26 protein-coding genes and 2 tRNA genes are annotated in these 26,709 nt (G+C 44.4%); 21 read left to right on the top strand and 7 right to left on the bottom strand.

The window, feature by feature from the left end:
* Positions 1-7: 7 nt before the first annotated feature.
* The 5 genes from BM008_RS04735 to BM008_RS04715 all read right to left on the bottom strand — a co-directional run bounded on the left by BM008_RS04735 (position 8) and on the right by BM008_RS04715 (position 3,877).
* A complete protein-coding gene (locus BM008_RS04735) occupies positions 8-586 on the bottom strand; it encodes a helix-turn-helix domain-containing protein (RefSeq protein ID WP_091933799.1) in 579 nt (192 codons plus the stop codon).
* Positions 587-695: 109 nt separating this feature from the next.
* On the bottom strand, positions 696-1,850 hold the full coding sequence (locus BM008_RS04730; protein ID WP_091933798.1) for a tRNA (guanine(10)-N(2))-dimethyltransferase: 1,155 nt from the start codon (positions 1,848-1,850) through the stop codon (positions 696-698).
* Between the two features lie 22 nt (positions 1,851-1,872).
* Entirely contained in the window at positions 1,873-2,358 is a 486-nt protein-coding gene (locus BM008_RS04725; protein WP_091933795.1) for a cupredoxin domain-containing protein, read from the bottom strand.
* Positions 2,359-2,391: 33 nt separating this feature from the next.
* A complete protein-coding gene (locus BM008_RS04720; RefSeq protein ID WP_091933793.1) occupies positions 2,392-3,060 on the bottom strand; it encodes a metallophosphoesterase family protein in 669 nt (222 codons plus the stop codon).
* A gap of 34 nt (positions 3,061-3,094) precedes the next feature.
* Positions 3,095-3,877, bottom strand: a complete 783-nt coding sequence (locus BM008_RS04715; protein WP_091933790.1) for a TIGR00266 family protein — start codon at positions 3,875-3,877, stop codon at positions 3,095-3,097.
* 195 nt (positions 3,878-4,072) lie between these two features.
* Here BM008_RS04715 and BM008_RS04710 point away from each other — a divergent pair, with 195 nt between their 5' ends.
* From BM008_RS04710 to BM008_RS04660, 11 genes are all read left to right on the top strand, one after another.
* The gene (locus BM008_RS04710; RefSeq protein WP_143072277.1) at positions 4,073-5,524 is read left to right on the top strand and encodes an aminotransferase class I/II-fold pyridoxal phosphate-dependent enzyme; all 1,452 of its coding nucleotides are present in this window, start codon (positions 4,073-4,075) and stop codon (positions 5,522-5,524) included.
* A 62-nt stretch (positions 5,525-5,586) separates the two neighbouring features.
* On the top strand, positions 5,587-7,080 hold the full coding sequence (cobD, locus tag BM008_RS04705) for a threonine-phosphate decarboxylase CobD (RefSeq protein WP_091933783.1): 1,494 nt from the start codon (positions 5,587-5,589) through the stop codon (positions 7,078-7,080).
* On the top strand, positions 7,077-8,057 hold the full coding sequence (locus BM008_RS04700) for a cobalamin biosynthesis protein (protein ID WP_091933779.1): 981 nt from the start codon (positions 7,077-7,079) through the stop codon (positions 8,055-8,057). Before cobD ends, BM008_RS04700 begins: the two co-directional genes overlap by 4 nt.
* A gap of 41 nt (positions 8,058-8,098) precedes the next feature.
* Positions 8,099-8,665, top strand: coding sequence for an alpha-ribazole phosphatase CobZ (cobZ, locus tag BM008_RS04695; protein WP_091933775.1), 567 nt, complete (start codon positions 8,099-8,101; stop codon positions 8,663-8,665).
* Positions 8,666-8,672: 7 nt separating this feature from the next.
* A complete protein-coding gene (cobS, locus tag BM008_RS04690) occupies positions 8,673-9,467 on the top strand; it encodes an adenosylcobinamide-GDP ribazoletransferase (RefSeq protein WP_091933772.1) in 795 nt (264 codons plus the stop codon).
* A gap of 11 nt (positions 9,468-9,478) precedes the next feature.
* Positions 9,479-10,111, top strand: coding sequence for an NTP transferase domain-containing protein (locus tag BM008_RS04685; protein WP_091933769.1), 633 nt, complete (start codon positions 9,479-9,481; stop codon positions 10,109-10,111).
* 289 nt (positions 10,112-10,400) lie between these two features.
* A complete protein-coding gene (locus BM008_RS04680; RefSeq protein WP_091933767.1) occupies positions 10,401-11,252 on the top strand; it encodes a formylglycine-generating enzyme family protein in 852 nt (283 codons plus the stop codon).
* Positions 11,253-11,497: 245 nt separating this feature from the next.
* Positions 11,498-14,674, top strand: coding sequence for an isoleucine--tRNA ligase (gene ileS, locus BM008_RS04675; RefSeq protein WP_091933764.1), 3,177 nt, complete (start codon positions 11,498-11,500; stop codon positions 14,672-14,674).
* A gap of 7 nt (positions 14,675-14,681) precedes the next feature.
* Positions 14,682-15,311: a 6-hydroxymethylpterin diphosphokinase MptE-like protein gene (locus BM008_RS04670; protein ID WP_091933761.1), complete on the top strand. Its 630-nt coding sequence runs from the start codon at positions 14,682-14,684 to the stop codon at positions 15,309-15,311.
* Between the two features lie 100 nt (positions 15,312-15,411).
* Positions 15,412-16,512, top strand: coding sequence for a DUF373 family protein (locus tag BM008_RS04665; RefSeq protein WP_091933758.1), 1,101 nt, complete (start codon positions 15,412-15,414; stop codon positions 16,510-16,512).
* Positions 16,513-16,518: 6 nt separating this feature from the next.
* Positions 16,519-17,313 (top strand): MTAP family purine nucleoside phosphorylase, encoded by a 795-nt coding sequence (locus tag BM008_RS04660; protein WP_091933755.1) that lies wholly within the window; start codon positions 16,519-16,521, stop codon positions 17,311-17,313.
* A 31-nt stretch (positions 17,314-17,344) separates the two neighbouring features.
* Here BM008_RS04660 and BM008_RS04655 read toward each other — a convergent pair whose 3' ends face one another.
* The gene (locus BM008_RS04655) at positions 17,345-18,178 is read right to left on the bottom strand and encodes a DUF7125 family protein (RefSeq protein ID WP_245747880.1); all 834 of its coding nucleotides are present in this window, start codon (positions 18,176-18,178) and stop codon (positions 17,345-17,347) included.
* 107 nt (positions 18,179-18,285) lie between these two features.
* Between BM008_RS04655 and BM008_RS04650 the strand changes: the two genes are divergently transcribed.
* The 10 genes from BM008_RS04650 (at position 18,286) to BM008_RS04605 (ending at position 26,128) form a co-directional block, all read left to right on the top strand.
* Positions 18,286-20,763 carry a DUF5814 domain-containing protein gene (locus BM008_RS04650; RefSeq protein WP_091933752.1) on the top strand — a complete coding sequence of 826 codons (2,478 nt, stop codon included), beginning with the start codon at positions 18,286-18,288 and terminating at the stop codon, positions 20,761-20,763.
* 109 nt (positions 20,764-20,872) lie between these two features.
* Positions 20,873-21,274 (top strand): DUF3467 domain-containing protein, encoded by a 402-nt coding sequence (locus BM008_RS04645; protein ID WP_245747878.1) that lies wholly within the window; start codon positions 20,873-20,875, stop codon positions 21,272-21,274.
* A gap of 150 nt (positions 21,275-21,424) precedes the next feature.
* Entirely contained in the window at positions 21,425-21,649 is a 225-nt protein-coding gene (locus BM008_RS04640; RefSeq protein ID WP_091933750.1) for an LSM domain-containing protein, read from the top strand.
* A gap of 19 nt (positions 21,650-21,668) precedes the next feature.
* Entirely contained in the window at positions 21,669-22,019 is a 351-nt protein-coding gene (locus BM008_RS04635; RefSeq protein WP_177187965.1) for a helix-turn-helix transcriptional regulator, read from the top strand.
* Positions 22,020-22,085: 66 nt separating this feature from the next.
* Positions 22,086-22,163: transfer RNA gene (locus tag BM008_RS04630), tRNA-Glu, on the top strand.
* A 198-nt stretch (positions 22,164-22,361) separates the two neighbouring features.
* Positions 22,362-22,439: transfer RNA gene (locus BM008_RS04625), tRNA-Glu, on the top strand.
* Between the two features lie 715 nt (positions 22,440-23,154).
* Complete coding sequence (locus BM008_RS04620) at positions 23,155-24,600, top strand: DEAD/DEAH box helicase (RefSeq protein ID WP_091933744.1); 1,446 nt, start codon at positions 23,155-23,157, stop codon at positions 24,598-24,600.
* A 175-nt stretch (positions 24,601-24,775) separates the two neighbouring features.
* Positions 24,776-25,132: a CidA/LrgA family protein gene (locus BM008_RS04615; protein WP_091933741.1), complete on the top strand. Its 357-nt coding sequence runs from the start codon at positions 24,776-24,778 to the stop codon at positions 25,130-25,132.
* Positions 25,125-25,829 (top strand): LrgB family protein, encoded by a 705-nt coding sequence (locus BM008_RS04610; RefSeq protein ID WP_218146687.1) that lies wholly within the window; start codon positions 25,125-25,127, stop codon positions 25,827-25,829. Before BM008_RS04615 ends, BM008_RS04610 begins: the two co-directional genes overlap by 8 nt.
* Before the next feature lie 71 nt (positions 25,830-25,900).
* Positions 25,901-26,128 carry a hypothetical protein gene (locus tag BM008_RS04605; RefSeq protein ID WP_091933739.1) on the top strand — a complete coding sequence of 76 codons (228 nt, stop codon included), beginning with the start codon at positions 25,901-25,903 and terminating at the stop codon, positions 26,126-26,128.
* A 34-nt stretch (positions 26,129-26,162) separates the two neighbouring features.
* Here BM008_RS04605 and BM008_RS04600 read toward each other — a convergent pair whose 3' ends face one another.
* Positions 26,163-26,423 (bottom strand): hypothetical protein, encoded by a 261-nt coding sequence (locus BM008_RS04600; protein WP_091933736.1) that lies wholly within the window; start codon positions 26,421-26,423, stop codon positions 26,163-26,165.
* Positions 26,424-26,709: the final 286 nt, after the last annotated feature.

Below are 26,709 nucleotides of genomic sequence, written 5' to 3'. Positions count from 1 at the left end.
CTTTCAATTATTGCTTCATAACCGTATCAAAGATGCTCTGTATCTCACCGAGCTTATCCAGACCTTCATCATCGATAAGGTCCTCATTCTTCTCTATAGAATTTAAGAGTAACTGGATATCCCGGCTAAAAGGACCGATCTTCATCTTCATTTCCTCTGGTTTTGAACTATTATTGAAAAGATCATTGTATGTGGATACTATCTGCTCATGTAACCTGTCAATATGGTCCCTGGTGAGTTTCTTTTCATCCTCTGTGGCTTCGGCAGGGGCATCTGTATCCTCGCCTTCGCTTCCCTCGGTGGTCTCAGGTGTTTCACCTTCGATGGCCATTATCAGATTCTTAAGGGCCTCGACCACTCTGTAGCCGTGGTCAGTGAGCTCCACATATTTGACACGTCCCTCTACTGTGAATTTAACAAGACCATGCTCTTCCATTTTAGACAGTATCTTGGTTGTATGGGCAAAAGTCGAATTGATCTCTTTTGTGATCACTGATGCATATGTTTTTTGAAAGGACCATATAGCCAGAAGGGCAAGAGTTGGTTTCTCCTGTAAAAAAAGTTGCTCAGCATATTCTTTCGTCATAATATTTCCCCTTTACAAGCAATTTGAACCCTTTTGTTTGAAAAAGTATCATAATACCTTGTATTATATATTTTAATATATATCATTAGAATAAAAATAGTATATATTTCTATCGGATATTAGAGATAATTTTCTCTATATCCGTGATCTTTGCATCCGTCTTGAAAGATGTACCACTGAAGTGTGTCCTTGATGCCAGGAATCCATTGTCGCGAAGTTCCTGTATCACTCTATCAATTTCAGACGCTGACAATCCAAGTTTTTTACATATCAGGTGCTGATCGTAGAACATAGGTATGTCAAGCTCATCCCTGCAGAACTCCAGCATTTTGATCGCTTTCTGTCCGGTGCCGCAGTTGCGCTCTTCCAGGTCAGCAATAATGTCACTACAAAATTCAGGATCATGGAGCTTTCCAAGCCACAAAGGACCTGCGATCATATTCTCTTCACTACAATTGCTGCAATTCTTCTCAATAGGTACAGCAAGTCCATTGATAGCTTCTCTGTGTCCGCATGATGGGCAATGAGCAATGAACCCGATATCATTGAGCATCTGATCCGCTCTTTTTGCACCTTTTTTTATCTCAAGATATGTACGAACGTAGTGTCTTGTAGCATGGGATAGAAGTGGTCTCATAGTCTTATCATGGAGTGATAGTTCCCTTGCTATCTTTCCAAGGAGGATACGCACTCCCATCTCGCTGTGATATTCGTTATTGAAAGGTATTGCTGCATATTTCCTGATGCCGGAATTGAGGTGGGCACCACAAAGGGGTGCAGTGTCGGTTGCAGTCACTGCAAGCAGGTTGACCACGGAACGTGCAGCTGCTGCAAGAAATGGTGCAGGAGTCCCGAATGGATCAAGGTCCACTATATTGAAGTGTTTCTCATGAAGCAGGACATTTGCATTCTTATGGCTTGCAACTGCCTTATCTCCAATATCCAGCCTGTCAATGTTCTGTTGTATGAGCTCACAGGCATCTTCACTCCAGTCATTGAGCGTGGTATGAACGCCGATCTCATTTGCCAGCCTGAGCCCGCGTATGCCGGATGCTGAGAGTGCATCCACATAGGTGATCACCTTCTCAGGGTCCGGTTCGATCCCCTTGAGAAAAACAGATGTAGCAGCTATGGAGATATCACGGTTCATCTCCATGGCCGGATTATAAAAAACAGGTGCTGCAGAAGGAGCAAAATTAGCCCCTTCCTCAGGGACGGGAACCAGTACTTCAGTATCTCCTTCTTTGATAGTCCTTACTTTCATCGGGTTCCCTGAATATCCTTTCTTATTTAACGGTAATGGTTCCCTTCATCCTTTCTTCCCAACCAAGTACTTTGTATGTGTATGTACCGGATTCGTTGAAAGTGTATGTGAAGGACAATCTATATCCCATGGAAGTGTTCTCCCAGAGATCCTCATTGCTTATAAGGGTGAATATCCTTTTAGGGTCATTGCGGTTGAACCACATGACGGAGTCACCTTCATTGATGGTCAGATCGCTGGGCTGTGCGAGGAAGTTCTCCATATAGATAGTATATGTCTTTGCTCCCTCATAGTCTATTATTTTTGGTTCGTCTTTTTCGGAAGGGTCATCCATTTCTTCTTCAACGGTCGCATTCATATCAGTGTCGTTAGTTGTCTCCTCGACAACGTCCTCGGTGGTTACATTGTCCGTGTCGTTCACGACGGTGGTTTCCTCTTCGTCGTCAACACATCCAATGACCGTGAATGAGAGTAGTATCAACAATATTATCAAGATCTTTGCTTTCATGAGATCACCTGCATTATGATATATTTTCGATGGTTAAATATCTTCTCTACCTGCCTCTATAAGTGTTACTTCTATATTGGGATCCTCGGTATCTGATCCTATATCGATAACCGCAGCAAAGCCCAATGCTGCCATTCCGGGATTTACTATTGTGGTCTTTCCGGATAGCACAATTCCTCTGGCCTCGTGTATGTGTCCACAGACCATCAGATCTGCAATGTCAAGGAGATCGGTGAGGACCTTACATCCCACATGCTCGTCCCCGACCTGATCAAGTATTCCGAACGGGGGTGCATGTGTAAGGATCACCAATGGTTCTTTATGATCGTGTTTTTCCCCTGTCATCTTTCCGAGACTTTCTTCATAGTCACATTCCTGTATCTCAAAAGGGGTACAGAATGGAGTGGGGTTAGACCCTCCCATTCCTATGAATCTTACTCCTTCGATGGTCACGGACTTTCTGTGAAGATCGGTTGCAGGGGAATTATGTATGAGATCAATTATTGAGCGCTGATCACAATTACCCGGTACCGCGAGGATCGGCTGTTCGAACAGGGAGAAGAGTTCAAGAGCTTTCTCATCCGGGCCGAAGTTGGTTATATCTCCAGCTATGAGCACAACATCGACCTTTCCTGCTATCTTCAGTAGCTCTTCTATCTTCGAATAGTTCCCATGCGGGTCTGCAATTGCGAACAGTCTCATTTTTAGTTGATCTCCGTTGTTCTTTGATTAAGGCTCAGAATGAGCGGTCCCCACCAAGCAGTCCTCCAAGGGCATTGCTGCCTATGCCTGCTATTCCTGAGGACTCTTCTCTCTGGGAGCCTGTATTGTATCTTGATGCAGCAACTATCCTGTCTGCCAGACGTGAGAACGGGAGGCTTTGCAGATAGACCTTTCCCGGGCCAGTGAGGCTTGCAAGTACAAGTCCTTCTCCTCCGAACAGTGCATTCTTGAATCCACCTGCCAATTGAATATCGTAGGTAACTCTTTCTTCGAATGCGGTTATACATCCGGTATCTACGCGTATCGTCTCACCAGGTGCAAGGTCTTTCTCTACTATAGTTCCTCCGGCATGTACAAAGGCAAGTCCGTCTCCCTTTAATCTCTGGAGGATGAAACCTTCTCCTCCGAAGAGTCCTGCTCCTATTTTCTTGGTGAGTGCCATTTCGATATCTATACCATTTGCTGCACAGAGGAACGAATCTTTCTGACAGAGGAAACTTCCGCCGAACTTGCCAAGGTCAAGAGCTATGATCTTTCCGGGGTAGGGTGCACCGAATGCAACGTATCCTTTATCATTTCCCTGGTGGATGAAACTGGTAATGAAGAAGCTCTCGCCTGTGAACGCGCGCTTGAGGCCTTTGAGGAGTCCTCCACCTGTGGATGTCTCCATCTTGATCCCGGGACCCATGTACATCATTGCGCCAGCTTCTGCTCTTACTGCTTCATTAGTGTCAAGTTCTATCTCCACAAGCTGCATCTCACTTCCAATTATCTTATAATCTATCTCATCTGCCATCAATTAGCCTCCAATGTATGAATTTAATAACTTCTGATAGATCTGTGTTACTCCTATTTATTGGTTTATCCTGAAAGGGCATCAATTGCGGACTGTAGCACAACTCAACTTGAATAGTTTAATATAGCTCTTCTGCGTAACCACCTGTTGATAAGTGTGTACCGAAAAAATTTCCCACTCCATTTGAAGCACTACTTGCTTGCACTGCAAGCAAAGAAACACGGCGGGAGGGCTTGTGATCTGGCAAAAGAACTAGACGTTCCAGAATCAGGTATTCTTGATTTCAGCTCAAACCTCAATCCGCTGGGGACACCTTTCAACTATAAGGACGATAGCATCGACCTGGAACAGATTATCTTTAGTTCGGTGGACAGGTTCGAACAATATCCTGATAACAGGTATCTTGAGCTCAGGAATGCTGCTGCCGGCTTTACAGGTCATGGAGTTACTTTTGACAATATAGTGCCTGGCAGTGGGTCATGTGAGATATTGCGTCTGGCCGTTGAGTCTGTTGTAAAAGAAGATGATCTGGTAATAGTCCCTTCACCTTCTTCTGGGCAGTATCGCCATATTGCAGGTATATTCGGTGCTCGTGTACATTCATTTACTTCAAAGGAAATGCTTACCCTTCCTAAGATGACTCTGGAAAGGGCAAGTGTGCTTATCATCCAGAATCCAAATGACCCTACAGGGGAACTGTTGCAGAAAGATGACCTGATCCATCTTGCAGAGATGTGCTCGGAGCACAATACCCTGCTTATAGTCGATGAATCATCGATCGAGCTTTCAGACCCTGATATGAGCATGGTGGACCTGGCACTGGATAACGATCATCTTCTGGTGATCCGGTCTGTATCTAATATTATAGGTATGCCGGGTATAAGGCTGGCTTACGGTATTGCCTCCCGTTCACTGGCTGGGATACTGAACTCTGCCCGTCTGTCGTGGAATATCGGTGTTGTGGATGAGGTCATTGGAACTGCTTTCCTTTCAATGGAAGGAGGAAGCGACTGTGAATATCTTTCCATGTCAAGGGACCTTATCAAAAAGGAACGCAAGTATATCAGTAAACGTTTCTCAGGGATCTACGGTTTCGATGTTATTGAAAGCAGTGCAAATTATGTGCTTGTGGATATCCGTGATCTTTTCCTGGATTCTGCCAGGCTCACAGAAGGACTTGCATCCCATGGTATAATGATACGTGATTGCAGTGATCTCTTCAACGGTGAGAAAAGATATGTAAGGCTATCTGTAAGGCCAAGGGATGAGTTCGAGAGACTGATACGTACCCTTGATGATGTATTTGCCGAGATGAGCCGCGAGGATGCCAGGGAGAAACTTGAGGAGACCATTGAACATGGTGGTGCTTCAACTGCTGGCAGGGGTTCCTGCGAATATTATCCATGTCATTTCACAGGACAGGACTGTACTTTCTGTTTCTGTCCTTTCTATGCCTGTGAGGAAGAACGAACAGGTGGAAAATGGATCGAGAGCTCTACAGGCGGGCAGGTCTGGAGCTGCGAACATTGTACTTTATTGCATAGACCAAATGTCGCCAAGATGGTGCTTGATGCACTGATGGCAGACGGAGATACTGATGATAATATAAGGAGAGCATGGAAGGAGGTAATAATACCTCTGCTTTGACCTTTCCAAAGGTCGCAAGAGCAGGTATTCTATTTTCCTGATCATAACATGCTTCGATTACTATGACTGACCAAAGATCACCTCTTCCGGTAAAGAAATATCTTTTGAGCCTTGAACCATGCGTTCATGGTGGACTGATAAGAAAAAGTTCCCAGAAATATGGGATCCCAGAGTCCGAGATGCTGGATGCAAGTGCCAGTCTGAATCCGCTGGGAACACCATTTGAACAACCCGCGCCAGAACTGGATCTACAGGAGCTACTCAGTTCAGGGCTTGAGAAAATGGAACAGTACCCTGATAATCGTTATCTTGAATACAGGAACGCAGCAGCGGATTTTGTAGGTATGGGAACTACATATGAGAATATCATACCTGGTAATGGCTCAACTGAGATAATCAGGCTGGTTGCAGAATGTGTCATAGATGAAGGCGATGTAGTACTCATACCTAAACCGACATTCAGTGAATATGAGATGCAGTGTCAGGTAATGGGTGCAAAGATCAGATACATCGACCAGAAAGATATCTTTGACCTTGATGATGCGGTCCTTGATGAAGCAAAGATCATCTTTGTATGCAATCCCAATAATCCTACAGGTGAGATGTTCTTAAAGGAAAGGATGGAGCAACTTGCAGAGAAGTGTGCGGCTAACAAGACCATTCTCTTTGTTGATGAAGCATATATCGAACTTGCAGATCCTGATCAGAGTGTCGCATATTTAGTAGAAGAAAATGATTATCTTTTCATACAGCGCTCCCTTACAAAGTCCTTTGCCATTCCCGGAATAAGGATGGGCTTTGGAGTAGCCTCTAAAAGATTCGCATGCGTATTGAACAATGCAAGGCTTTCCTGGAACATGGGTTGTATCTCAGATACGATCGCAACTGCACTGTTAAGCATGAAGGGCGGTGCAAACAGCAAATATCTTGTGGACTCCAGAGAGTTCATAGCAAAAGAACGTGCTTTCCTTATGGAGAAGCTCTCTCGCAGGGGTTTCAAACCATTTGAGAGCAGTGTCAATTATATTTTTGTGGATATCTCCGATCTCTCGCTCAACTCTGCAGAACTTGCAGAACGTATGGCCTCTCATGGTGTGCTTATCCGTGATTGCAGTTCTTTCCAGAACATCGGGGAGGACCATATCAGGATAGCTATACGCACCAGGGAAGAGAATGAGCGTATCGCAGCCACCATCCGTCAGGTGATCTATGAATGGGGCAGGGAGCAGGCGGAGTTACAGCTCACAGAGAACATAAAAGATGCTGCTGATTGCGGCCGTAAGGGAAGTAACACCGATTGCGACTATTATCCATGTCATTTCGAAGGCCAGGACTGCACTTTCTGTTTCTGTCCTTTCTATCCTTGTGAGGATTCCCGCACAGGTGGGAACTGGATCGAGAGTTCCAGTGGAGGGCAGGTATGGAGCTGCCTTAAGTGCAATATAGTTCATGAGGAAAAGGTTGTTGATGATCTGCTTTCAGTGTTCACGGCCGATGGACTGAACAAGGAAAGCATAAAGAAAGCCTGGGAAACCGTAATGGAGAACAACCTATGATAATACCGGTACAGGCCGATGCATTGGATCTCGTTATAGTGCTCCTGCTGGCCTATGCCCTGGACCTGTTGTTCTGCGAACCACCTTCTGCGATCCATCCTGTTGTATGGATGGGCAGATTGATAGGTTTTTTCAAAAAGAACATACCAAAGACCAACAGGAAGCTCTATGGAATATTCATGGGGCTTGTAACCATACTCTTTGGCGCGCTCATAGCGTATCTTGTACTGTACTTCATGGGGATCGAAAGCATCCCTTCACCTTTGCGCTACCTTGTGGCAGCCTATTTCCTCAAGGCAACATTCGCTATAAAGTGTCTCTCCGGGGCTGCTGACGAAGTACGGGTAGAGCTGGATGCCGGAAGGCTTGATGGTGCAAGACAGAAGTTATCCATGTATGTGAGCAGGGATACATCCAGACTGGATGAAGCGCATGTCTCATCAGCTATAATCGAGACAACATCAGAGAACTACGTTGATGGTATCCTTTCGCCTCTGTTGTTCTATGCATGTTTCGGACCATGTGGTCTGATAGCAGCATATGTCTTCAAAGCAACAAGTACTCTCGACTCAATGGTTGGTTATATGGATGAACGTCACCGTGAGGTGGGATGGTTCTCTGCAAAGCTTGATGATGTACTGAACTGGATACCTGCACGCTTCTCTGTACTTTTCCTGACAGCAGGGACGCTTGTGATAGGTTTGGTATATCGCAAGGTGAAAGTGCCCGATCACAAAAGTGCCTTCAAGAGAGGTTTTGGCGAAGGCTCGGGAACACCATCTCCCAACTCAGGTTATCCAATGGCATCAATAGCAGGTGCTCTCAAGGTAAAACTTGAGAAACCCAATACCTATGTCCTTGGAGAGGGTTTTGTTTACCCGATGTCCGAGGATATAAAACTAACAAGCTGGATCATACTTGTGGCATCGTTATTTGCAATAATTGTATCTTCATTCATAATTACAGCATACTCCTGACCGACTAAATTAACATTAATAGATTCCCCGAAGTGATGGCAATGAAATTATCGGATATTGAATCAGAAGACCGTAAAAAGGGCCAGTCAAAGGAACTGGAAGGTGAGATCACCAGGGATATAATAGAGATCCTTGAAGAAGAAGGAATAACAGTCCAGATGCTTGTTGATGCTGCACTGGAACTATATGCACCTCACCCTGGCATCGAAACAAGAGAGCTTGCAGAGGCAAAGTTCCTTGAGGAACTGGATATCGCGATATCTGATCCTAACCTCTGTCTATTGGTATATTCTGGTGTATTACTGGAGAATGAGGGGCAGAAGGGCAGGTTGCCTAATATCAGTAAGAGCTCCTATGAAAAGGACCTGACGTTCATAATAGCAGATGAGGTACTTGGAACGAGCATCGCCAGATACATCAGTGGTGATAAAGGTATGTTCGAGTTCGTTCGCTTTGATAAAAAGAAGCCAGGTATCCTTGCAGAGCTCGGTCCTTTCATGGACGATATAATAGGCGGTCTTATCGGCGGAGTCTCTGCCAATATGTACACAAGGGCCATGGCAGAGGCAGCAGGAAAGTCTAAGAAAAAAGAACCTGAAAGTGAGTGATAGCAGAATGAATGGATTTCTACTAGCTCTAAGGTCAAGTTTTGGTTTCCTGTCAACGATCCCTGTGGGGATCACAATGGAGGGACTTGATGAGTTCTTCAAAAGGACATATCTCCATCTGGTGGTCGGTATAGTCCTTGGTCTGATCATGGGTGCAGTTGCTTATGCATTGGTAAGTTATGTGCCTATATCAATAAGTGCCGTACTGATAATTGCTTTTGTTTACTATCTTACCGGTCTTAACCACCTGGATGGTGTTGCAGATCTTGGTGACGGTCTGACAGCCCATGGTTCGGTGGAGAAGAAACTAAAAGCGCTAAAAGATATGTCCCTGGGCATAGGTGGTGTTGCATATGCTGCTCTTATTATAATCGCACTCTATGCATCCCTTACAGCATTGTATGGTGAGGTTAGTTTGCTGTACACAACTGCTGAGGTCGCACGTATATTCTTCTTTGCCATGTTCGTGTCAGAGGTCAGCGCCATGCAATCAATGCTCACAATAGCTGCATTCGGCAAGTCTATCCATGAAGGACTTGGTTCTATACTTGTGAACAATACCACAGTACCTAAATACCTTATAGGTTTTGTAATGGGTATCGTCGCCTGCATTGGGGCATCATATTACTTTGGTCTCGGACTTACAGGTATCTATGCTTTCATGGCAGCGATCTTCGCGACATTTATATTACTGAACGTAAGCAACAGGCACTTTGGTGGTGTCAATGGCGATGTCATTGGCGCATCTAATGAAGTAGGAAGGATAATAGCATTGATCACCATTACGCTGGTATTGATGTAAGGAGGTATCGTTTGCACGCTATAATAATGGCAGGGGGATTTGGAAGCAGGCTTGGTATGGGTGAGAAACCCTGTGTCGAACTATTAGGAAAACCTCTCATATCCTATGTGATAGACACTCTGCAGAGAACGGAAAGTATAGGTGACATATATGTTGCTGTCTCTCCTGCAACCCCGAATACAGCATCATTTGTTCAGAAGGAATATGAAGGGAAAGTACAGGTCATCCCGACAGGTGGAGGGAACTATGTTGGTGACATGGTATATGCGGTAAAGGTCGCAGGTATCAATGAACCGCTTCTGATCCTTATGGCAGACCTGCCACTTCTGAATCCGGAACTCCTTGAAAAGGTCATTATGGAGTATAAGGAGTGCGGCAAACCTGCTATGTCGATCTTCTCACCGATCCATGTATGTAAGGGTCTTGGAATAAGACCGGATACGGTATTCAACTGGGATGGTGAACTGATAGTACCATCTGGTATCAATATCCTTGACGGGAACAATGTGGATCACGAACAGGAATATGTCAGTCTGGTACTGGATGATTCAGAGTTCGCTCTTAATATCAACACCCCTGACGATCTCAAAAGATGCAAGGACATGCTTCTTGAGAGGGATTCCCGGCCTGTGACCACTCAATGATATAATATTGTTAATGAATATATCAGTAGTCTTGCCGTATAATTTATATTGCATCATCACTAACAGTCATAACTGAAACTGGTTGGAGGCACTCAGCTACATGGGTGGTTGAGACATCATCGGGCATCTTCCTATACAAGGTGCCCCTCCTTTTCTTTTGATATCTTTCTTTTTTTCATATTCTACTGTCAGATCGGCAAGTTGCTTCTGTCAGGTTCAAACCAAAGAACTTAAATTACGTGTTGGAATAGAACAAATAATATTTTGGTTGTTATACAGAGGGTAGTTTATGAACAAAAGATCCTATTTGACATTTATAATTGGTATCATTGTTATCCTGGCGGTAATTGGCAGTGGCTGTACCGACTCCAATGATACAGGTACTGAAGAAGAATATGAAGAACCTGTAGCTGATACAACACCTGAAGAGGTTGAGGTGGATGACAGCACCTATACAAATTCCATAGGTATGGAATTTGTGAAGATACCTGAGGGGGAGTTCTACATGGGCGCTCCCTCTGAAGAGGCTTACAGCGACAAGAATGAAAGACCTGTACATTATGTTTCCATTGGTTATGATTATTATATGGGTGCATATGAAGTGACCCAGGAACAATGGGAAGCAGTAATGGGAGATGAGCCATCTAAGTTCGAAGGTGCTGACCTGCCGGTAGAACAGATATCATGGGTGAGCGCAAATGAGTTCGTAGAGAAGCTCAATGGAATGGAAGGTACCGAATCATATCGTCTGCCTACTGAAGCAGAGTGGGAATATGCATGCAGGGCTGGAACAGAGACTGCCTTTTCATTTGGTGATGACTCTGATCTGATGGTGGACTATGGATGGTTCGATGACAATTCCGAGGATAAGACCCGCCCTGTAGGTATGAAGGAAGCAAACCCATGGGGTCTGTATGACATGCATGGGAATGTTGCAGAATGGGTACTTGATGAATATCACAGCAACTATAATGATGCACCAACTGACGGAACTGAATGGACCGGCGGCGTTGACAGACGAGTGATACGTGGTGGAAGCTGGGAAAACTCAGAGGACAACTGTCGTTCTGCTGTCAGAGATAGTATCGGTGAAGGTAGCCGTGCAGACTACGTCGGTTTCCGTATTATAAAAGAGATCTGATATCCTTTATGGGTATCCTATAATTCTTTTCTTTTTCTTTCTTTTTTTGTCTGCTTATCTTTTAGTGATATTGTAATTCGAAACTTTTAAGTACAATCCATGCTGCCCTTAGTTGAAAAAGTGTTCAGTCAAATGAAATGATATATCCGGTCAATGCAATATATTTAAATTGAATATTGCAGTAGGAATATCACGATCACATCATATACATTAATCATAATTGACCTTTACATGGAGAATCCTAAATGATAGAGGAGATCACCAATCAGTACGATCCAAAGACAATAGAGAAGAAGGTGCATGACCTCTGGGCAGAGGAAGATGCCTATTCTAAAGTACGTGAGCACAGGAAAGGCGCGAAAAAGTTCTTTTTCGTAGATGGACCACCATATACAACCGGACATATCCATCTTGGAACTGCCTGGAACAAGATCATCAAGGACTCCATTCTGAGATACCGTTCCATGAACGGTTTTGATATCGTTGACCGTGCAGGATGGGATATGCATGGCCTTCCTATCGAGGTAAAAGTGGAAGGTGCCCTTGGATTCACATCCAAAAAGGACATTGAGAGCTATGGCGTAGGTAATTTCATCGAGAAGTGTAAGGAATTCGCACTCAACCAGAAGAATGATATGACCGACCAGTTCCAGGTACTTGGTGCATGGCTTGACTGGAAAGACCCTTACATGACCCTCAGGGATGAATACATCGAAGCTGCATGGTGGACCCTCAAACAGGCACAGGAGAAGAATCTCCTTGAGCAGGGTAAACGTGTTGTCAACTGGTGTCCACGATGCGAAACAGCTATTGCTGACTCTGAAGTGGAGTATGAGGACAGGACCGATCCGTCCATCTTCGTCAAGTTCAAGATAAAAGGTGAGGAGAACACCTTTGTCGTCATCTGGACTACAACACCATGGACCATACCATCCAACGTTGCGGTAGCAGTACACCCATCATTCGAATATGCAAAAGTAAAGGCAGTGGCAGCAGACGGCAATGAAGAGGTCCTTATAGTTGCATCTGAACTTGTGGAGAACGTACTCAGAAAGGGAAGATACACCGATTATGAGATCATCGAGACCATGCTTGGAGAGGACCTTACATCATTATCATACGAAAGTCCGCTTGCTGATATGGTGCCAAGACAGGCAGCCATGGAGCACGGCATCTATCTTGCAGATTTCGTTACCGCAGAGAACACAGGCTGTGTACACATCGCACCTGGTCACGGTATGGACGACTTTGAGGTCGGTAAGAAGAATGGTTTGCCGATATTCTGTCCTGTAGGTTCTGACGGGCGTTACACCGAAGCTGCCGGAGAGTATGCAGGAATGCATATCCGTGAGGCGAACAAGGTCATTATCGAGGACCTCATTGAGCGTGGAAGACTTCTTTCAGAAGGGACCATCAACCACAGGTACGGACACTGCTGGCGCTGTAAGACCCCTATAATCTATCTTGCAACTGAACAATGGTTCATCAAGATAGGTGAGCTCAAGGATCAGATGCTGGATGAGATCGCCAAGGTCAAGTGGTATCCTGAATGGGCAGGTTCTGCAAGGTTCAAGGACTGGATAGAGGGAGCACGTGACTGGTGTGTATCCCGTCAGAGATACTGGGGTATCCCGATACCTGTATGGAAATGCAGTACATGTGACAAGATGCATGTTATCGGTACCAAGGAAGAACTTCAGCAGATGTCAGGTGTCACTGAAGATATCGAGCTTCACAGGCCATATGTGGACGAGGTCCTGCTGGACTGTGAATGTGGCGGAAAGATGAAGCGTGTGGAAGATGTCTTCGATGTCTGGTTCGATTCAGCCGTAGCTTCATGGGCAACATTGCGCTTCCCACAACAGCAGGAAGATTTCGATAAATGGTGGCCTGCAGACTTCATCACAGAAGGACAGGACCAGACACGTGGATGGTTCTATTCACAGCTTGGTGCCAGTATGGTGGCCTTTGGAAAGGCTCCTTACAAGAGCGTGCTAATGCACGGTTTTACCCTTGATGGTGAAGGCAGGAAAATGTCCAAGAGTCTGGGCAATGTAGTTGCTCCTGGTGATGTTATCGATAAGTTCGGCGCTGATTCAATGAGGAGCTTCGTATTATCATCAAGTGCACCATGGGATGACCTGAAATTCGCCGAGGATGAGCTCAAGAACATCCACAGGACACTGAACATCCTCTGGAACGTCTACCGTTTCCCATTGCCTTACATGGTTCTTGACAAGTTCGATCCTTCAAAGGTATCATTCGAGTCCATAGAAGCACATCTGCGTAAAGAGGACAGATGGATACTCTCAAAGGCACAGTCACTTGTGGCTGATGTGGACGATGCCATGTCAAAGTGCACACTGCACAGGGCACTGAGAGCTATCAATGAGTTCGTGCTTGAGGACCTTTCAAGGTGGTACATCCAGCTTATCAGGCCAAGGACATGGGTAGAGGCAGATGATCCTGACAAACTTGCAGTATATCGTGTACTGTATGATGTCTTCGTTCTCACCGCAAAGGTGATCGCTCCGTTCATGCCGCACCTGGCAGAGGAGATGTATCAGAACCTTGTAAAGAATGTGTACTCTGATGCACCGGTAACTATTCACATGAACGACTGGCCACAGGTGGACGAGAGCCTTGTTGACAAGGACCTCGAAACTCACATGGCTATGGTACGTTCAATTGTGGAATCAGCATCCAATGCACGTCAGAAGGTAGGCAGGAAGCTCAGATGGCCGGTATCACGTATCATACTCACACCTATGAACCAACAGGCAGCAGATGCAGTTACAGAGCTTAAATCTGTACTCATGGACCAGACCAACTCAAAGGACATCGTGCTCACAGGTATTGATGAGGCATGGGATGAGCTTGGTTTCGAGGCAAACCCTGATCCCGGTGCTATCGGTCCTGTGTTCAAGGGCGATGCCGGAAAGGTAATTGGTGCCATTAAAAAGGCAGATGCAAGTGAATTGAAGAAGGCACTGGCACTTGAGGACCAGTTCGAGCTTGAGATCCCTGGCGGCTCAGTTACAATAAAACCTGAAATGGTTAACTTTACAGAGACATTACCTGAAATGGTTGCAAGTGCACAGTCAACTGCAGGTATAATATATGTCGATGCGAACCTTACTCGTGAGATCGAGTCAGAAGGTTTCACAAGGGAAGTTATCCGCAGAGTGCAGGATATGAGGAAAGAGCTCGATCTTGCAGTGGATGACAACATCAGGTCCCATATACAGATCAACGATGAGAGAGTACTTGATCTTGTACTTGACCGCGAACAGCATATTGCAAAAGAGACACGTGCCAATGTTCAGGTCATAGGTCTTGATGTGGATACTTCCGGGTCCCTTGAGAAGGACTGGGATGTCGAAGGTATATCCATGACCATCGGCATAACAAAGGCTGAATGAGGATATAATGGACTTCAAAGAATGGGAACCCATTTACGAGTCCATCTTAAAGGATATGGGCTTTAGCAGGGAAGGTGATGAGCAGGCTGCTCTCATCCTCTCTGATATGCTCTTACCCTCTAACTCGGTCGATGTTTCTGAAATAAGAGAACTGGTTGAAGGCAGGGATGTCCTTGTCTGCGGCAATGCTCCTGTGCTTAAAGGAGAACTTGACCTTATCGACCAGGATGATTTTGTTATAATAGCTGCCGATGGAGCCACAGCTGTACTCATGGACAAGTGCATGGTCCCTGATATCATCGTCACAGACCTTGATGGTGATGTTGAGAAAGAGATCCTTGCAAACCGGGAAGGTTCTCTCATGGTGGTCCATGGACACGGTGATAACATCGATAAACTGGAGAGCTATGTTCCGCGTCTCAATAGAATTGTGGGTAGTACACAGGCTGCACCCTTGAAGAACATCTATAATTTCGGGGGTTTCAGTGATGGTGACAGGTGTGTCTATCTGGCAAAGGAGTTCGGGGCTTCCAGTATAATCCTGATGGGTTTTGACTTTGATGATGAGGATGTCGATCCTATCAAGAAAAAGAAGCTCAAATGGGCTCGTATGCTGATAGAAAAGATCGTTCCTTAATATCAGCGGGACTTTTTCTTATCTTTTTTTAAGTTCCTTGCAGATACTGTTTTATCAGAATCTATTTATATTTTCGTTATAAATATGCTACAGGAGTTTCATGGAAACATTAGTGATCTGTATTGACAGGGATAACGATCTCGGGGATAAAGCAAATGTCCAGGCACCTCTTATTGGCAAGGAGGCCAACATAGAGGCAGCTGTGAAACTGGCAACAGCAGACCCGGAAGATTCTGATACCAACACTATCTTTGGCGGGGTCAAGATACTTGATGAACTGCTTGCTAAGGGTGTTGATGCGGAGATCGTTACTTTTGCCGGGGACAAGAACATCGGTATCATATCCGATCAGAAGATCGCAAACCAGCTTGACATGATCCTGAAGAAGTTCCCTGCAGAATCGGCAATATTCGTATCCGATGGTGCAGAGGATGAAACACTGATCCCTATTGTCCAGTCACGGATGAAGATCGATTCCGTGAGGCGTATCGTTGTTATGCAGAGCGCGAATCTGGAAAGTACTTATTATATTATCAAACATGCATTCAATGACCCAAAAATATCCCAGACATTCTTTGTTCCGCTGGGACTTGCTGCTCTTATTTACGCTTTCTTCCTGCTGATCGATTATTCCCAGGGTGCGATCATAGGAATACTTGCAGCAGTGGGTCTTTACATGCTTTACAGGGGATTCAACGATACTGTTGATCTCTACTGGGAGAAATTGAAGGATTCCTTCTATTCAGGAAGGATGGCCTTTTTCACATATGCTACGGCAGGTTTCCTTGTGGTACTGGGTACAATACTCGGTCTTATGGATGTATGGTCACTTTACACTGCAGAAGGTATATGGTACTATGGAGTAGTTCCGTTGCTTACTTCCTTTGTCCACAGGACCGTATGGATCTATGCCCTTGCACTGCTCTTTGCAGATGCCGGGAAGATCGTAGATTGCAGAACACGTGGAGAGCCAGTGCGTATGTATCTGATACCGGCTTTCTTCATACTGTCCATAGGTTTCCTGTTCTGGGGAGCTACAAGTTATCTCATATCTATGAGCTCGGTACTTGCAGACAATGGTGACCCTCGTACCGGTATACAGTTATTTGTGTACTCAGTGGTGTTCGCTATTATACTTGCACTGGCAGGTATCAAGGTCTCAAGTATGCCAAAGCCCAAAGACAAAAGGTCAAAAAGGTAGAGAATAATGCAGAAAAATGATAAGGAATATCAGGAATATCATCTTGATGCTGCTGTTATTGGCGGTGTCGCATTTTCCTCTGCAAGTTCATGTGAAGAACTTACGGTAAGTACGCCATATGGTAAGGTTCCGGTAAATGTTTCCGATATCGGTGGTAAGAGAGTTGTGTTCCTCTCCCGGCATGCGAATGGTGACAGACATGTACCTCCGCATATGATCAACTATCGGGCTAACATTTACGCTATACATGAATTAGGTGTGAGGAATGTCATCTCTACTAACTCTGTAGGGACAATGAAGAACCACCCTGTAGGAAGTTTCTTTTTACCTGATGATTTCATAGATCTCACCAGGACCAGACCCTCGACGTTCTTCAATGAAAGGACGGTCCATGTTGATGTCAGTGAACCATATTGTCCTGATATCCGCAACCTTATGAAAGGTTCACTTGTGAACAGGAATATCGGTTTTTCAGAAGGTGTCTATGTATGCACCGAGGGACCAAGGTTCGAGACCAGGGCTGAGATCCGTATGATGAGACAGTTCGGTGATGTTGTGGGTATGACCGGTCTTCCTGAGGTAGTGCTGGCAAAGGAACTGAACATGTGCTATGCATCTATCTGTACAGTGACCAATGATGCATGTGGACTTAGTGATGGCAAAATGACCGTAAGTGAAGTATTGGATACCCTTGCAGCTATCAATGAGAAATTACAGGTCGTACTGCTTGATGTTATCCAGGCATTACCTGAAAGTTGTTCCTGCAGCTGTATGTATGCAACATTGGATTCAGAACTTTAAAAAAGTGAAAAAATATTGATTTGCATGAATATCATGCAATATCTCTGGAAGTATCTATCTGTACACCATCGCCTATCTTGAACTTGATGATCTCCGTACTTGGTATCATTCCCCTTATCTTTGGGATCGCCAGTTTGCTGATCACCTTGTCAGCTCCTTTGTCAAGCATTGACTCAAAGATAACGTCACATAAGCTGTATGTGAAATTCTCTATGTCGCTATTCTTGTTAGTGTTCGTTGCATAGAGATATGTAAGGCATCCAAGTTCTTTTGTTGTCTCGTAGAGCACGTTGATCAGTTGCTTTACCAGACTTTTGTTAATAGTAAGGTCTATGAAGAACGAGAACGAATCAAAGATTATGTTCACTTCCTCTCCACTGGAGTCATTTGCTATATTGCGCAGATTGTACTCTGTGAACTCTATGATCTTAGAGTCTATGAACTCGTTACCGACATTATCTGACATATCGCCACATGAAGTGCAGTAATATTCGCTGTATATATCTACGAAAATGATATTTGACGGGTCGAAACCAAGGTTGATGACATCATTCAGGACGTATCTGGGTCTTCGGGAGGTCGTGAAATAGTATGTCTTCCTGGATTGTGTGAACTGATAAAGGAATACCTCTGACATCGATCTTGGGTCAGCTGAGAAAAAGGTAAGTGAACCGGCAGGTAATCCACCTCCAAGTGTTCTGTCGAGAACATTGATCCCTGTGGTACTAAGACGTACACCTTCTTCGATAACAAGGCTCTGATCCTGCTTTTTAAGACTGTCATACAAAGATGGCTCTCCCATATCTCCAGATTCAGCCTCCTGGCTAATGGTTTCTGTTTCCATTATGTTTTTAGGATCGAACATTTTTTTATCCTCAATAATAATTGATTATATTATGATTAATATTATAAAAATCTTCTTTTTCATATATACAATAGTATTTATAGCCTATGAGTCATCAAAGGTCAGCAATGACTCTCTGGATACTTGCAAGCGCCGAAAGGTCAAAGATAATAATCCTGCCGATACGGGATAAAAAGAAAAAACCTCTTTTTGTCGGTGAGCTCATCCTGAGAGATACAGATGCAGGACCTCGTCCTCATAAGTTCAAGGTAAAGGATAATGGAAAAGGTGAGTTCAAACCACCTTCGGAATTCGTTGAACTTTTGAGGAAGACAGATCGTATAATGATAGCAAGGGGTGGCGATGAAGGACAGACAGCCAGTTTTGTGGAAATGCTCCAGGGTTTCCAGATGAGTGCTGATGTTGTCAATGCATGCAGGTTCTGCCTTTTGAAGAACAGATTCAATTTCCTGAACAGGCGCTCCATAAGATATCACAGGGAAAAGGTCTGTGAGGATTGTGGACGTGAAGAGCTTTTTAACACCCTGAAAAGTTCCCATGTAAATTACAGTGATGAAATATGTGAGCGATTCGAGGATATAATGCTCAAGACCAAGGACCTTGACAGGACCATGGCCATGATAAGTCCTGATGATATCGACCCTGATCTTACAAGGTTCGATTCGATCGCTGCAAACACTTCCGTCCCGAAAGGGCTGATAAAGGACCTGCCTTTACATAAGGGTTTTAAGAAGATCCTCCTTGCCAAGTCAGAGACTCTTCTGCCGGTCCAGTCACTGTCCGTAGAGAATGGTCTTCTCAAGGGCCAGAACCAGCTTGTCACATCTGTAACAGCTACCGGAAAGACACTGATAGCCGAGCTTGCAGGTATCGAGAATATTCTTCGGAAAAAGGGAAGACTGATCTATCTGGTCCCTCTTGTGGCACTTGCCAATCAGAAATATGACCAGTTCACGAAAAGATATTCCTCACTGGGTATCAAGACATCTATACGTGTAGGTAGCGAGCGTATCAAGACAAAGAAAGGTGCCTCTATGAAGAGGACCCTGGATTCTGACATAATAGTTGGAACATATGAAGGTCTTGATCAGATATTAAGGACCGGTAATGCTGATCTTCTTGGTCAGATAGGGACGGTTGTTATCGATGAGGTCCATACTATAGAGGACTCTGAAAGGGGTCACCGCCTGGATGGTGTCATTGCACGACTTAAGTACGTTGCAGCCGGTGCTCAGTTCATCTACCTTTCAGCTACTGTGGCAAAACCCCAGTTACGTGCCAAACAGCTTAACGCAAAACTGATCGAATATGAGTATCGTCCGGTACCTATTGAGAGACATCTCATTCTATGCCCTGAACATTCCAAGACAAAGATAATGGCACGTCTTGTGAGAGAGGAATTCTCGACGACCTCATCGAAGGGTCATAAAGGGCAGACCATTATATTCACTAATTCAAGACGTAATTGTCATCGTATATCTGAGGCTCTCCCGATCTCAGCTTCTGCATATCATGCAGGTCTTACAAGTCAGGAAAGGAAAAAGGTGGAGGTCGCATTCGTCAAGGGTAAGCTACCTGTTGTGGTTACAACAGCAGCACTTGCGGCAGGTGTTGATTTTCCGGCTTCACAGGTAATATTCGAGTCCCTGGCGATGGGTATTGAGTGGCTTACAATGCAGGATTTCCTTCAGATGCTGGGACGTGCGGGAAGGCCTGATTACCACGACCGTGGTGAGGTAGTGGTGCTTGCTGTTCCCAATAAGAAATACTCCGGGGACAAAGGAGATACAGAGGATGCTGTTGCCCTGAAGTTGCTAAAGGGGGAGATGCAGCACACAAAGGTCGATTATGGGGATGATGAGAAGATGGAAGAGATCCTTGCTTCGGCTGCTGTTACCTCTTCCCGGAACGATCTGAAGATGATCCATTCCTATATGCTGGCCGATTATAATGTTGATATGTTGCTTGATAAGCTTGCGAGGAATAAGTTCCTGCACAAGAAGGGTGACCTGATCGCCCTTACAAGGTTCGGAAAGATAGCTTCAGGACATTTCCTGTCTGTTTCAAGGGCTTTCCTCATACGTGATTCAGTTCTTATTGACCAGGAACCTATTGTCACTGTATCGAACCTTGAGTTCTTCGATGCTGTTTACTACAAATATGCTGCACGTGTCTCTGCAGCTCTTAATGTGAATCTTCCTTCAAGGGTATTTCAGGGTGCTTCACTGGATATTCTATTTGAGGGGGAGAATATGGATAAACTGGATGTGACCCTGCGTGACCAGTTGCTTGATTTCGCCGGAGATTTCCTGACGTGTAGCTGTCGTGATTCTCCTTATTGTGGCTGTGCGGAACGCAAGTTCTCTGAGAAGATAATATCCATCAGGGCAGAAGGGTACGATCCGGAAGGTATTGTGAGGAAACTTGAGCACCTTTATGGTATCACTGCCTATCCGGGGGATGTTCTGGGTTATCTTGATAATGTGGTGCGTAATCTTGAGGCGGTGGAACTGATAGCTTCTGCCTATTCAAAGAGGGAGATCGCATACAAAGCCCGTGATCTTAGAAAACTTGTGGAAGGTTAAGGCTATCTCCTGCGCTTTGATCCCGGGTGTAATGCTGTGTTATCGTACCCGGCTATCAAAAATTATAATAGTTATGTATGCAGATAGAACCCATTGAGGATATGGTGGTATGGACACAGAACTACCAGAAGGTAAGATAATGACCGATAAACCGGAAGAGATAAAGAAGAAAAAGAGCGTGAAAATAGAGCTGTATAAGCCGGATGACTTCAAACAGGTATATTCCATTGGAGCGGTAGGAGGTCACAGTCCCTATGATTTCAGGATAGGGTTCTACAACGATATGCCTATGGCAATGGGTAAGTCCGGCGGTGAACAGGTCATTCAGAGAAGACTTGAGACAGAGGTCATACTTTCTCCTCTGGCTGCGGTGGAACTCGTACGATGGCTGAACCAGCATATACAGAACTATGAGAATGCATTCGGTCAGATCACTAAACCACAGGCAGGAGCTGTTAAGAAGAAGGCAGAGCCTGTACAGGACAGCACTGATCTGCAAGGCTATATGTAAACTTTGAAGATATTTCGTTTTCAGGTAAGTCGCCAAGAATAAATATGATATTGGCTATTTTTATTAGCCTGAAAATGAATGTTATTCAGACAATTACCATGACAGATGTTATGTTTAAATTATTCTTTTAAATAAAAGAGAGGATTAATTTTGTTCCCTAGTAAGAAAGTCCAGAAGTTAATTGGATCTAAGGTCCAGGTTGAGATGAAAGGTGACCTTCACCTGCTCGAAGGAACTTTGAAAAGTGCAGATGATTATATGAATCTGCATATGGTGGACACCGTTGAGATGGCTGACGGTGAGCGCCTGCGTTCCCTTGGTTCTGTGGTGTTGCGTGGAAACAACATCATTCTTGTTGTTCCAATGGAAGAATAAACACTTAGTGGAAACTAACATGAGTATTGAAGAGACTGCATTGAAGATCATTCGAGACAGCAAAGAAGGGGTTTTCCAGAACGAGCTCTGGAAGGTCCTTGAGATCGATAGCCGTAAGTGCTCACGAGTTGTGTCGAAGCTTCTGGATGATGACCTCATCACCCGGGAGCAAGCTGTCTCCAATGGAGCAAGGACCTATCTTCTCAAGGTCAAGGAAGAAGAGAAGCCATGCTTCGATCTCCTGATGTCCGGCGAGATGTTCTCACCATGTGCTGGTTGCAGAGATGCATGCCAGCCTGAGAGCTGTGAAAAGATCACTGCATGGGTTGCAAACATCAGTGATGATGAAAAAGCAGGGGAATTTTGCTGATCAAGCGAAAGGTTTATAAATGATATATGCTATGTTGGAGTCGCTTCACTAAAGCGAAATCAACGTGCTCCGGTAGTGTAGTCCGGCCAATCATTCCGGCCTTTCGAGCCGAAGACTCGGGTTCGAATCCCGGCCGGAGCACCAATCTTTTTACTCTGCTTTTCTAACAATTTTTCTATCATTAACTGGTTCTTTATTCGTAAGCTCTTGTAACCATGGTTCTATATTCCGACCAGCTAGTTGGAACTATATGATCAATTTGCAATGCTCTTGGACATACACTCAAAAGGTTTATAAATGATATATGCTATGTTGGAGTGCTCACTAAAGCGAAATCAACGTGCTCCGGTAGTGTAGTCCGGCCAATCATTCCGGCCTTTCGAGCCGAAGACTCGGGTTCGAATCCCGGCCGGAGCACCAATCTCTTTACTCTGCTCTTCTAACGATCTTTCTACCATTAGCTGATCTTTCTATCATTAGCTGGTATTCTATTCTGATATTGCTTTGAGCTTGACCATTTATTCAGATCTGGCAGTTATGATCATATGGGATATTAACAATGTTTTTCATTATCCGTTCTAAATGTCTGATACTACTCAGGAAAAATGATGGTCAAAGTGGAAGTTCTGAGATATCCTAAGATGGTCAATGTGAACGATCCTGGTTTCTCTGATGATGTTTAGGTCCTTTCTTACGGTTCTATAGATATTTCCCAAATGGAATAGAGCTAAATAGCATAAACCCGTTCAGGAAGCAACTCAAATTTATTATAATGGAGAGATTAAAAAAACTTATCTAGTTTATCTTTACAGATCGACCGTTAACACATATATGCGATATATACATTGATCTAATGTTCAATTATGGGCCTGCGGGAATTTTTGGATCTCGTCGGGAGCATCATACAAATTTTCAAGTAAATTATTGAAATTAATATTCGTATTTTCTTGTTAAATACTGTTTGTTAACTATTGATGTCGTTCTTGTAGAAAATAACTATGATCTTATTTACAGACGTTATACTGTGTGGAATTAGTCCCGGTGTTCTTCCGAAAAAACAATGTTACTGTTTATTATGAAGGTTGGACAGGAAGCGATTTCCAAGAAGTTTTGCACTGTAACCTGAGGTACAACCATGTCATTCGATGATCTAAATCTAATATTTCCGCTTCAACGGGCTTTGTCCGATGAAGGCTATACAAATCCAACTCCGATACAGGAAAGTTCTATACCACATCTTCTTAGTGGTAAGGACATGATAGGTATCGCTCAAACAGGTACAGGCAAGACCGCTTCGTTCATATTACCTATCCTGCACAACATGTCAGCTTCAAAGAAGAGGGTACGTCCGAAAAGTCCGCGTGTGCTCGTGCTTGCACCAACAAGAGAGCTTGCAGCCCAGATCGGGGACAGTTTTTCAACCTATGGTAAATACACCCGCTTCAAGCATACAGTGGTATTTGGCGGTGTGGGTCAGAGTCCTCAGGTCAGAGCACTCTTTAAGGGTGTAGATTCCCTTGTAGCGACCCCTGGCAGATTACTGGACCTGGTAGACCAGGGTCATGTAAAACTCTCTGACGTGGAGTATTTCGTCCTTGATGAGGCAGACAGGATGCTTGACATGGGCTTTATCAATGATGTGTACAAGGTAGTTGCACTATTGCCAAAAGAACGTCAGTCCCTTTTCTTCTCAGCAACCATGTCCCCTGAGATCTCAAAGCTTGCTAAGAAAATGCTGACAAACCCTGTCACCGTGGAAGTCACTCCACAGGCAACAACTGTTGAACGTATCGATCAGTTCGTCTTTTTCGTAGATTCGGAGGACAAGAATGAGCTTATACTCCAGCTTCTGAGAAGCAAACACCTTGAATGTGTTCTTATATTCACCCGTACAAAGCACCGTGCCAACAAAGTAGCGCAGATGCTTAACAAGAACAGGATCCCTGCAGATGCGATACATGGTAACAAATCCCAGACACACCGTACAAAGGCCCTTCAGGACTTCAGGTCAGGCCATCTACGTGTACTGGTAGCAACAGATATTGCAGCTCGTGGGATCGATATCGACGATATATCCCATGTGATAAACTATGACCTTCCAAACATTTCAGAAAGTTATGTACACCGTATCGGACGTACTGCAAGAGCAGGTGCCGATGGTACTGCATTCTCTTTCTGTGCTGCCGATGAGCGTGATTTCCTCCGTGAGATCGAGAAGCTTATCAGGATGGAGATCGAGGTTGCAGAGCATGAGTATCACTCCGATAAGGCCATGAATGCCACTGGCAATGACGCTAAACCTGCTCCCAGACAGCAGGGCGGCAGACCAAGAGGAAGTTCCGGTCATAAAAGAGGTCAGGGAAGGGGCAAGAAAGGCGAAGCTAAAGACGGCAAGAAACCTGTCAGAAGGGAAAAGAAGAACGTAAAGGCAAAGAGCCCACAGTCTTCTGGTCCAAGTAAAGGACAGAATAAACAAGGCGGTCAGAGTAAACAAGGTGGCCAGAGTGGTCCTAAAGGGCAGGGCAGGAACAAGACCGGTAGAAGTCCGGCTTCCGGGAACAAACCTCAGTCCAGAAGATAATTCCAAATAGATAATTCAATGGTCATCGGAAATATCGATGATCATTGCTTAGTTCTTTCAGTAGCATCGATCACAGCATGAACCGAAAGTGCTAATATCAGCTACCGACCTTATATCCGCTTCATAGCAGAACATATATTGTGCTGCTTATCTACAAAAACGAAAGTGACCTTGAATGAAGTATGTCATCCAATTCGCAATAATTCTCGCTATCTGCTATGTGGGTGATCTCATCCATAATTATCTTGCTCTTCCCATTCCGGGAAACGTTCTGGGAATGGTATTGTTGCTTATTCTCCTGCTTACAGGTATACTGGAACTGTCGATGATAGAGGATGTAAGTAACTTTTTGCTGAAACATCTCTCGTTCTTCTTCATACCTGCAGCAGTAGGACTTATCACATGTTTTACGATCCTTGAAGGGAAGTGGACCGCACTTTTCATTATATCCGTGGTCTCAACGTTCATCATTGCAGTTGTGACCGGGGCAACGGTACAGATCCTTATGAAAAGGAGGCAGTCCCTTGAGTGAACTTATATCCCAGTTCCTGCAGTCACCTGTGTTCGGCATAGGGATATCCCTGCTGACATTCTATGCAGGCGGACTGCTCTACAAAAGGACAGGTTCCCCACTCATGAATCCGCTTGTTCTGAGCATGCTGATGATAATAGCTCTGCTTCTGAGCTTCCATATAAGTTTTGATGATTACAACAGGGGAGGGCAGTTCATATCGTTCTTCCTTGGTCCTGCCACAGTTATCCTTGCTGTGCCTTTATACAAGAAGATAAGTCTGCTGAAGGAGAATGTCGTTCCTATAATTGCAGGTATCAGTATAGGTTCGGCTGCAGGCATAACCAGTATCATCGTCATGTGTAAGATGTTCGGGCTTGATGAACTTATCAGCATCTCAATGCTGCCTAAATCCGTCACAACGCCTATAGGTATCGAGATATCCAACCAGCTTGGTGGAATTCCATCTATTACTGTGGCTGCCATAGTCTTTACCGGAATAGCAGGTGTTCTCCTGGGTCCAATGGTCTGTAAGTTGTTCAGGATAGATGACGAGGTGGCAGTAGGTATTGCCATCGGTACTTCATCCCATGCCCTTGGTACGACCAAAGCGGTGGAACTTGGAGAGACCGAAGGAGCTATGAGCGGTCTGGCCATCGGCATTGCCGGACTTATCACTGTGTTCCTTGCACCATTGCTGGCTAAGCTGTTGATGTAATTTGTGAGACCTGTCCTGCATGGAAACGATTATCTCGATGAATGATACTATTCTTGTAATGGGGAATTTACATGATCTTAATACAAAGAAGATATCAGGACGATGTTGAAGAGATCGATGAGAAGGGTATCGACCGTGTTAAACTGAACCTTGGCATCACAAGGAAGGTCTGTTGTGGTGGAAGGGAAAAGAAGGATTATGATATCGGGTGGATAGAGAACCCCAAGGACATGAAGATAACCACTGTAAAGGACTATGAGATAAAGGACAGGGTTCTGGAAGTGTGGATCGAACCTTGAAATGCTTTTTGATCTATTATCTATTCAATTTGAGCTACTGATCACCAAAATGGTCACTGGCGATATTGAACATCATTGCAATGATGGATCCTGTAATAAAACCAAGTGCACCATAGAATAAAGGTGCAAGGGGGATAATTCCTGCTACTATTAACATTTCGGTACTTCCGATATCTGATATTGATGGTGGTGTCACGAGAATTATCACAAGAAGTTCGAACAGGACTGCAAAGATGATCGCAACTTTCTTTCCCATTGCTATTGTATCTATCTTTGTAATATGTATATTTGGCATTTGAAGCTCATCCTCGCACGATTATAAAATAGTGCAATATTGGCATAAAAAGATGTTGACAGTTATCTATCTTTCATAAATGCTAAAAATTATTAATATAAATTAAATTTTATTTGAGCGGATGCGGATAAAATCGTAAAACATATATTCAGGTTGTTAACATCTGAAATAACATGGTTTTGTTCGTATCGCTTTTTCTTCTACATGATACGGCATTATCAGAGGCTCGCACTTGATATTTGACTGTTCTGGGTTGGATACTTCATCAAATAGCATAGCGCGAAGG

This window comes from Methanolobus profundi (assembly GCF_900114835.1).
GTDB classification, from domain to species: domain Archaea; phylum Halobacteriota; class Methanosarcinia; order Methanosarcinales; family Methanosarcinaceae; genus Methanolobus; species Methanolobus profundi.
This window is presented reverse-complemented; position numbering and strand designations above follow the sequence as displayed.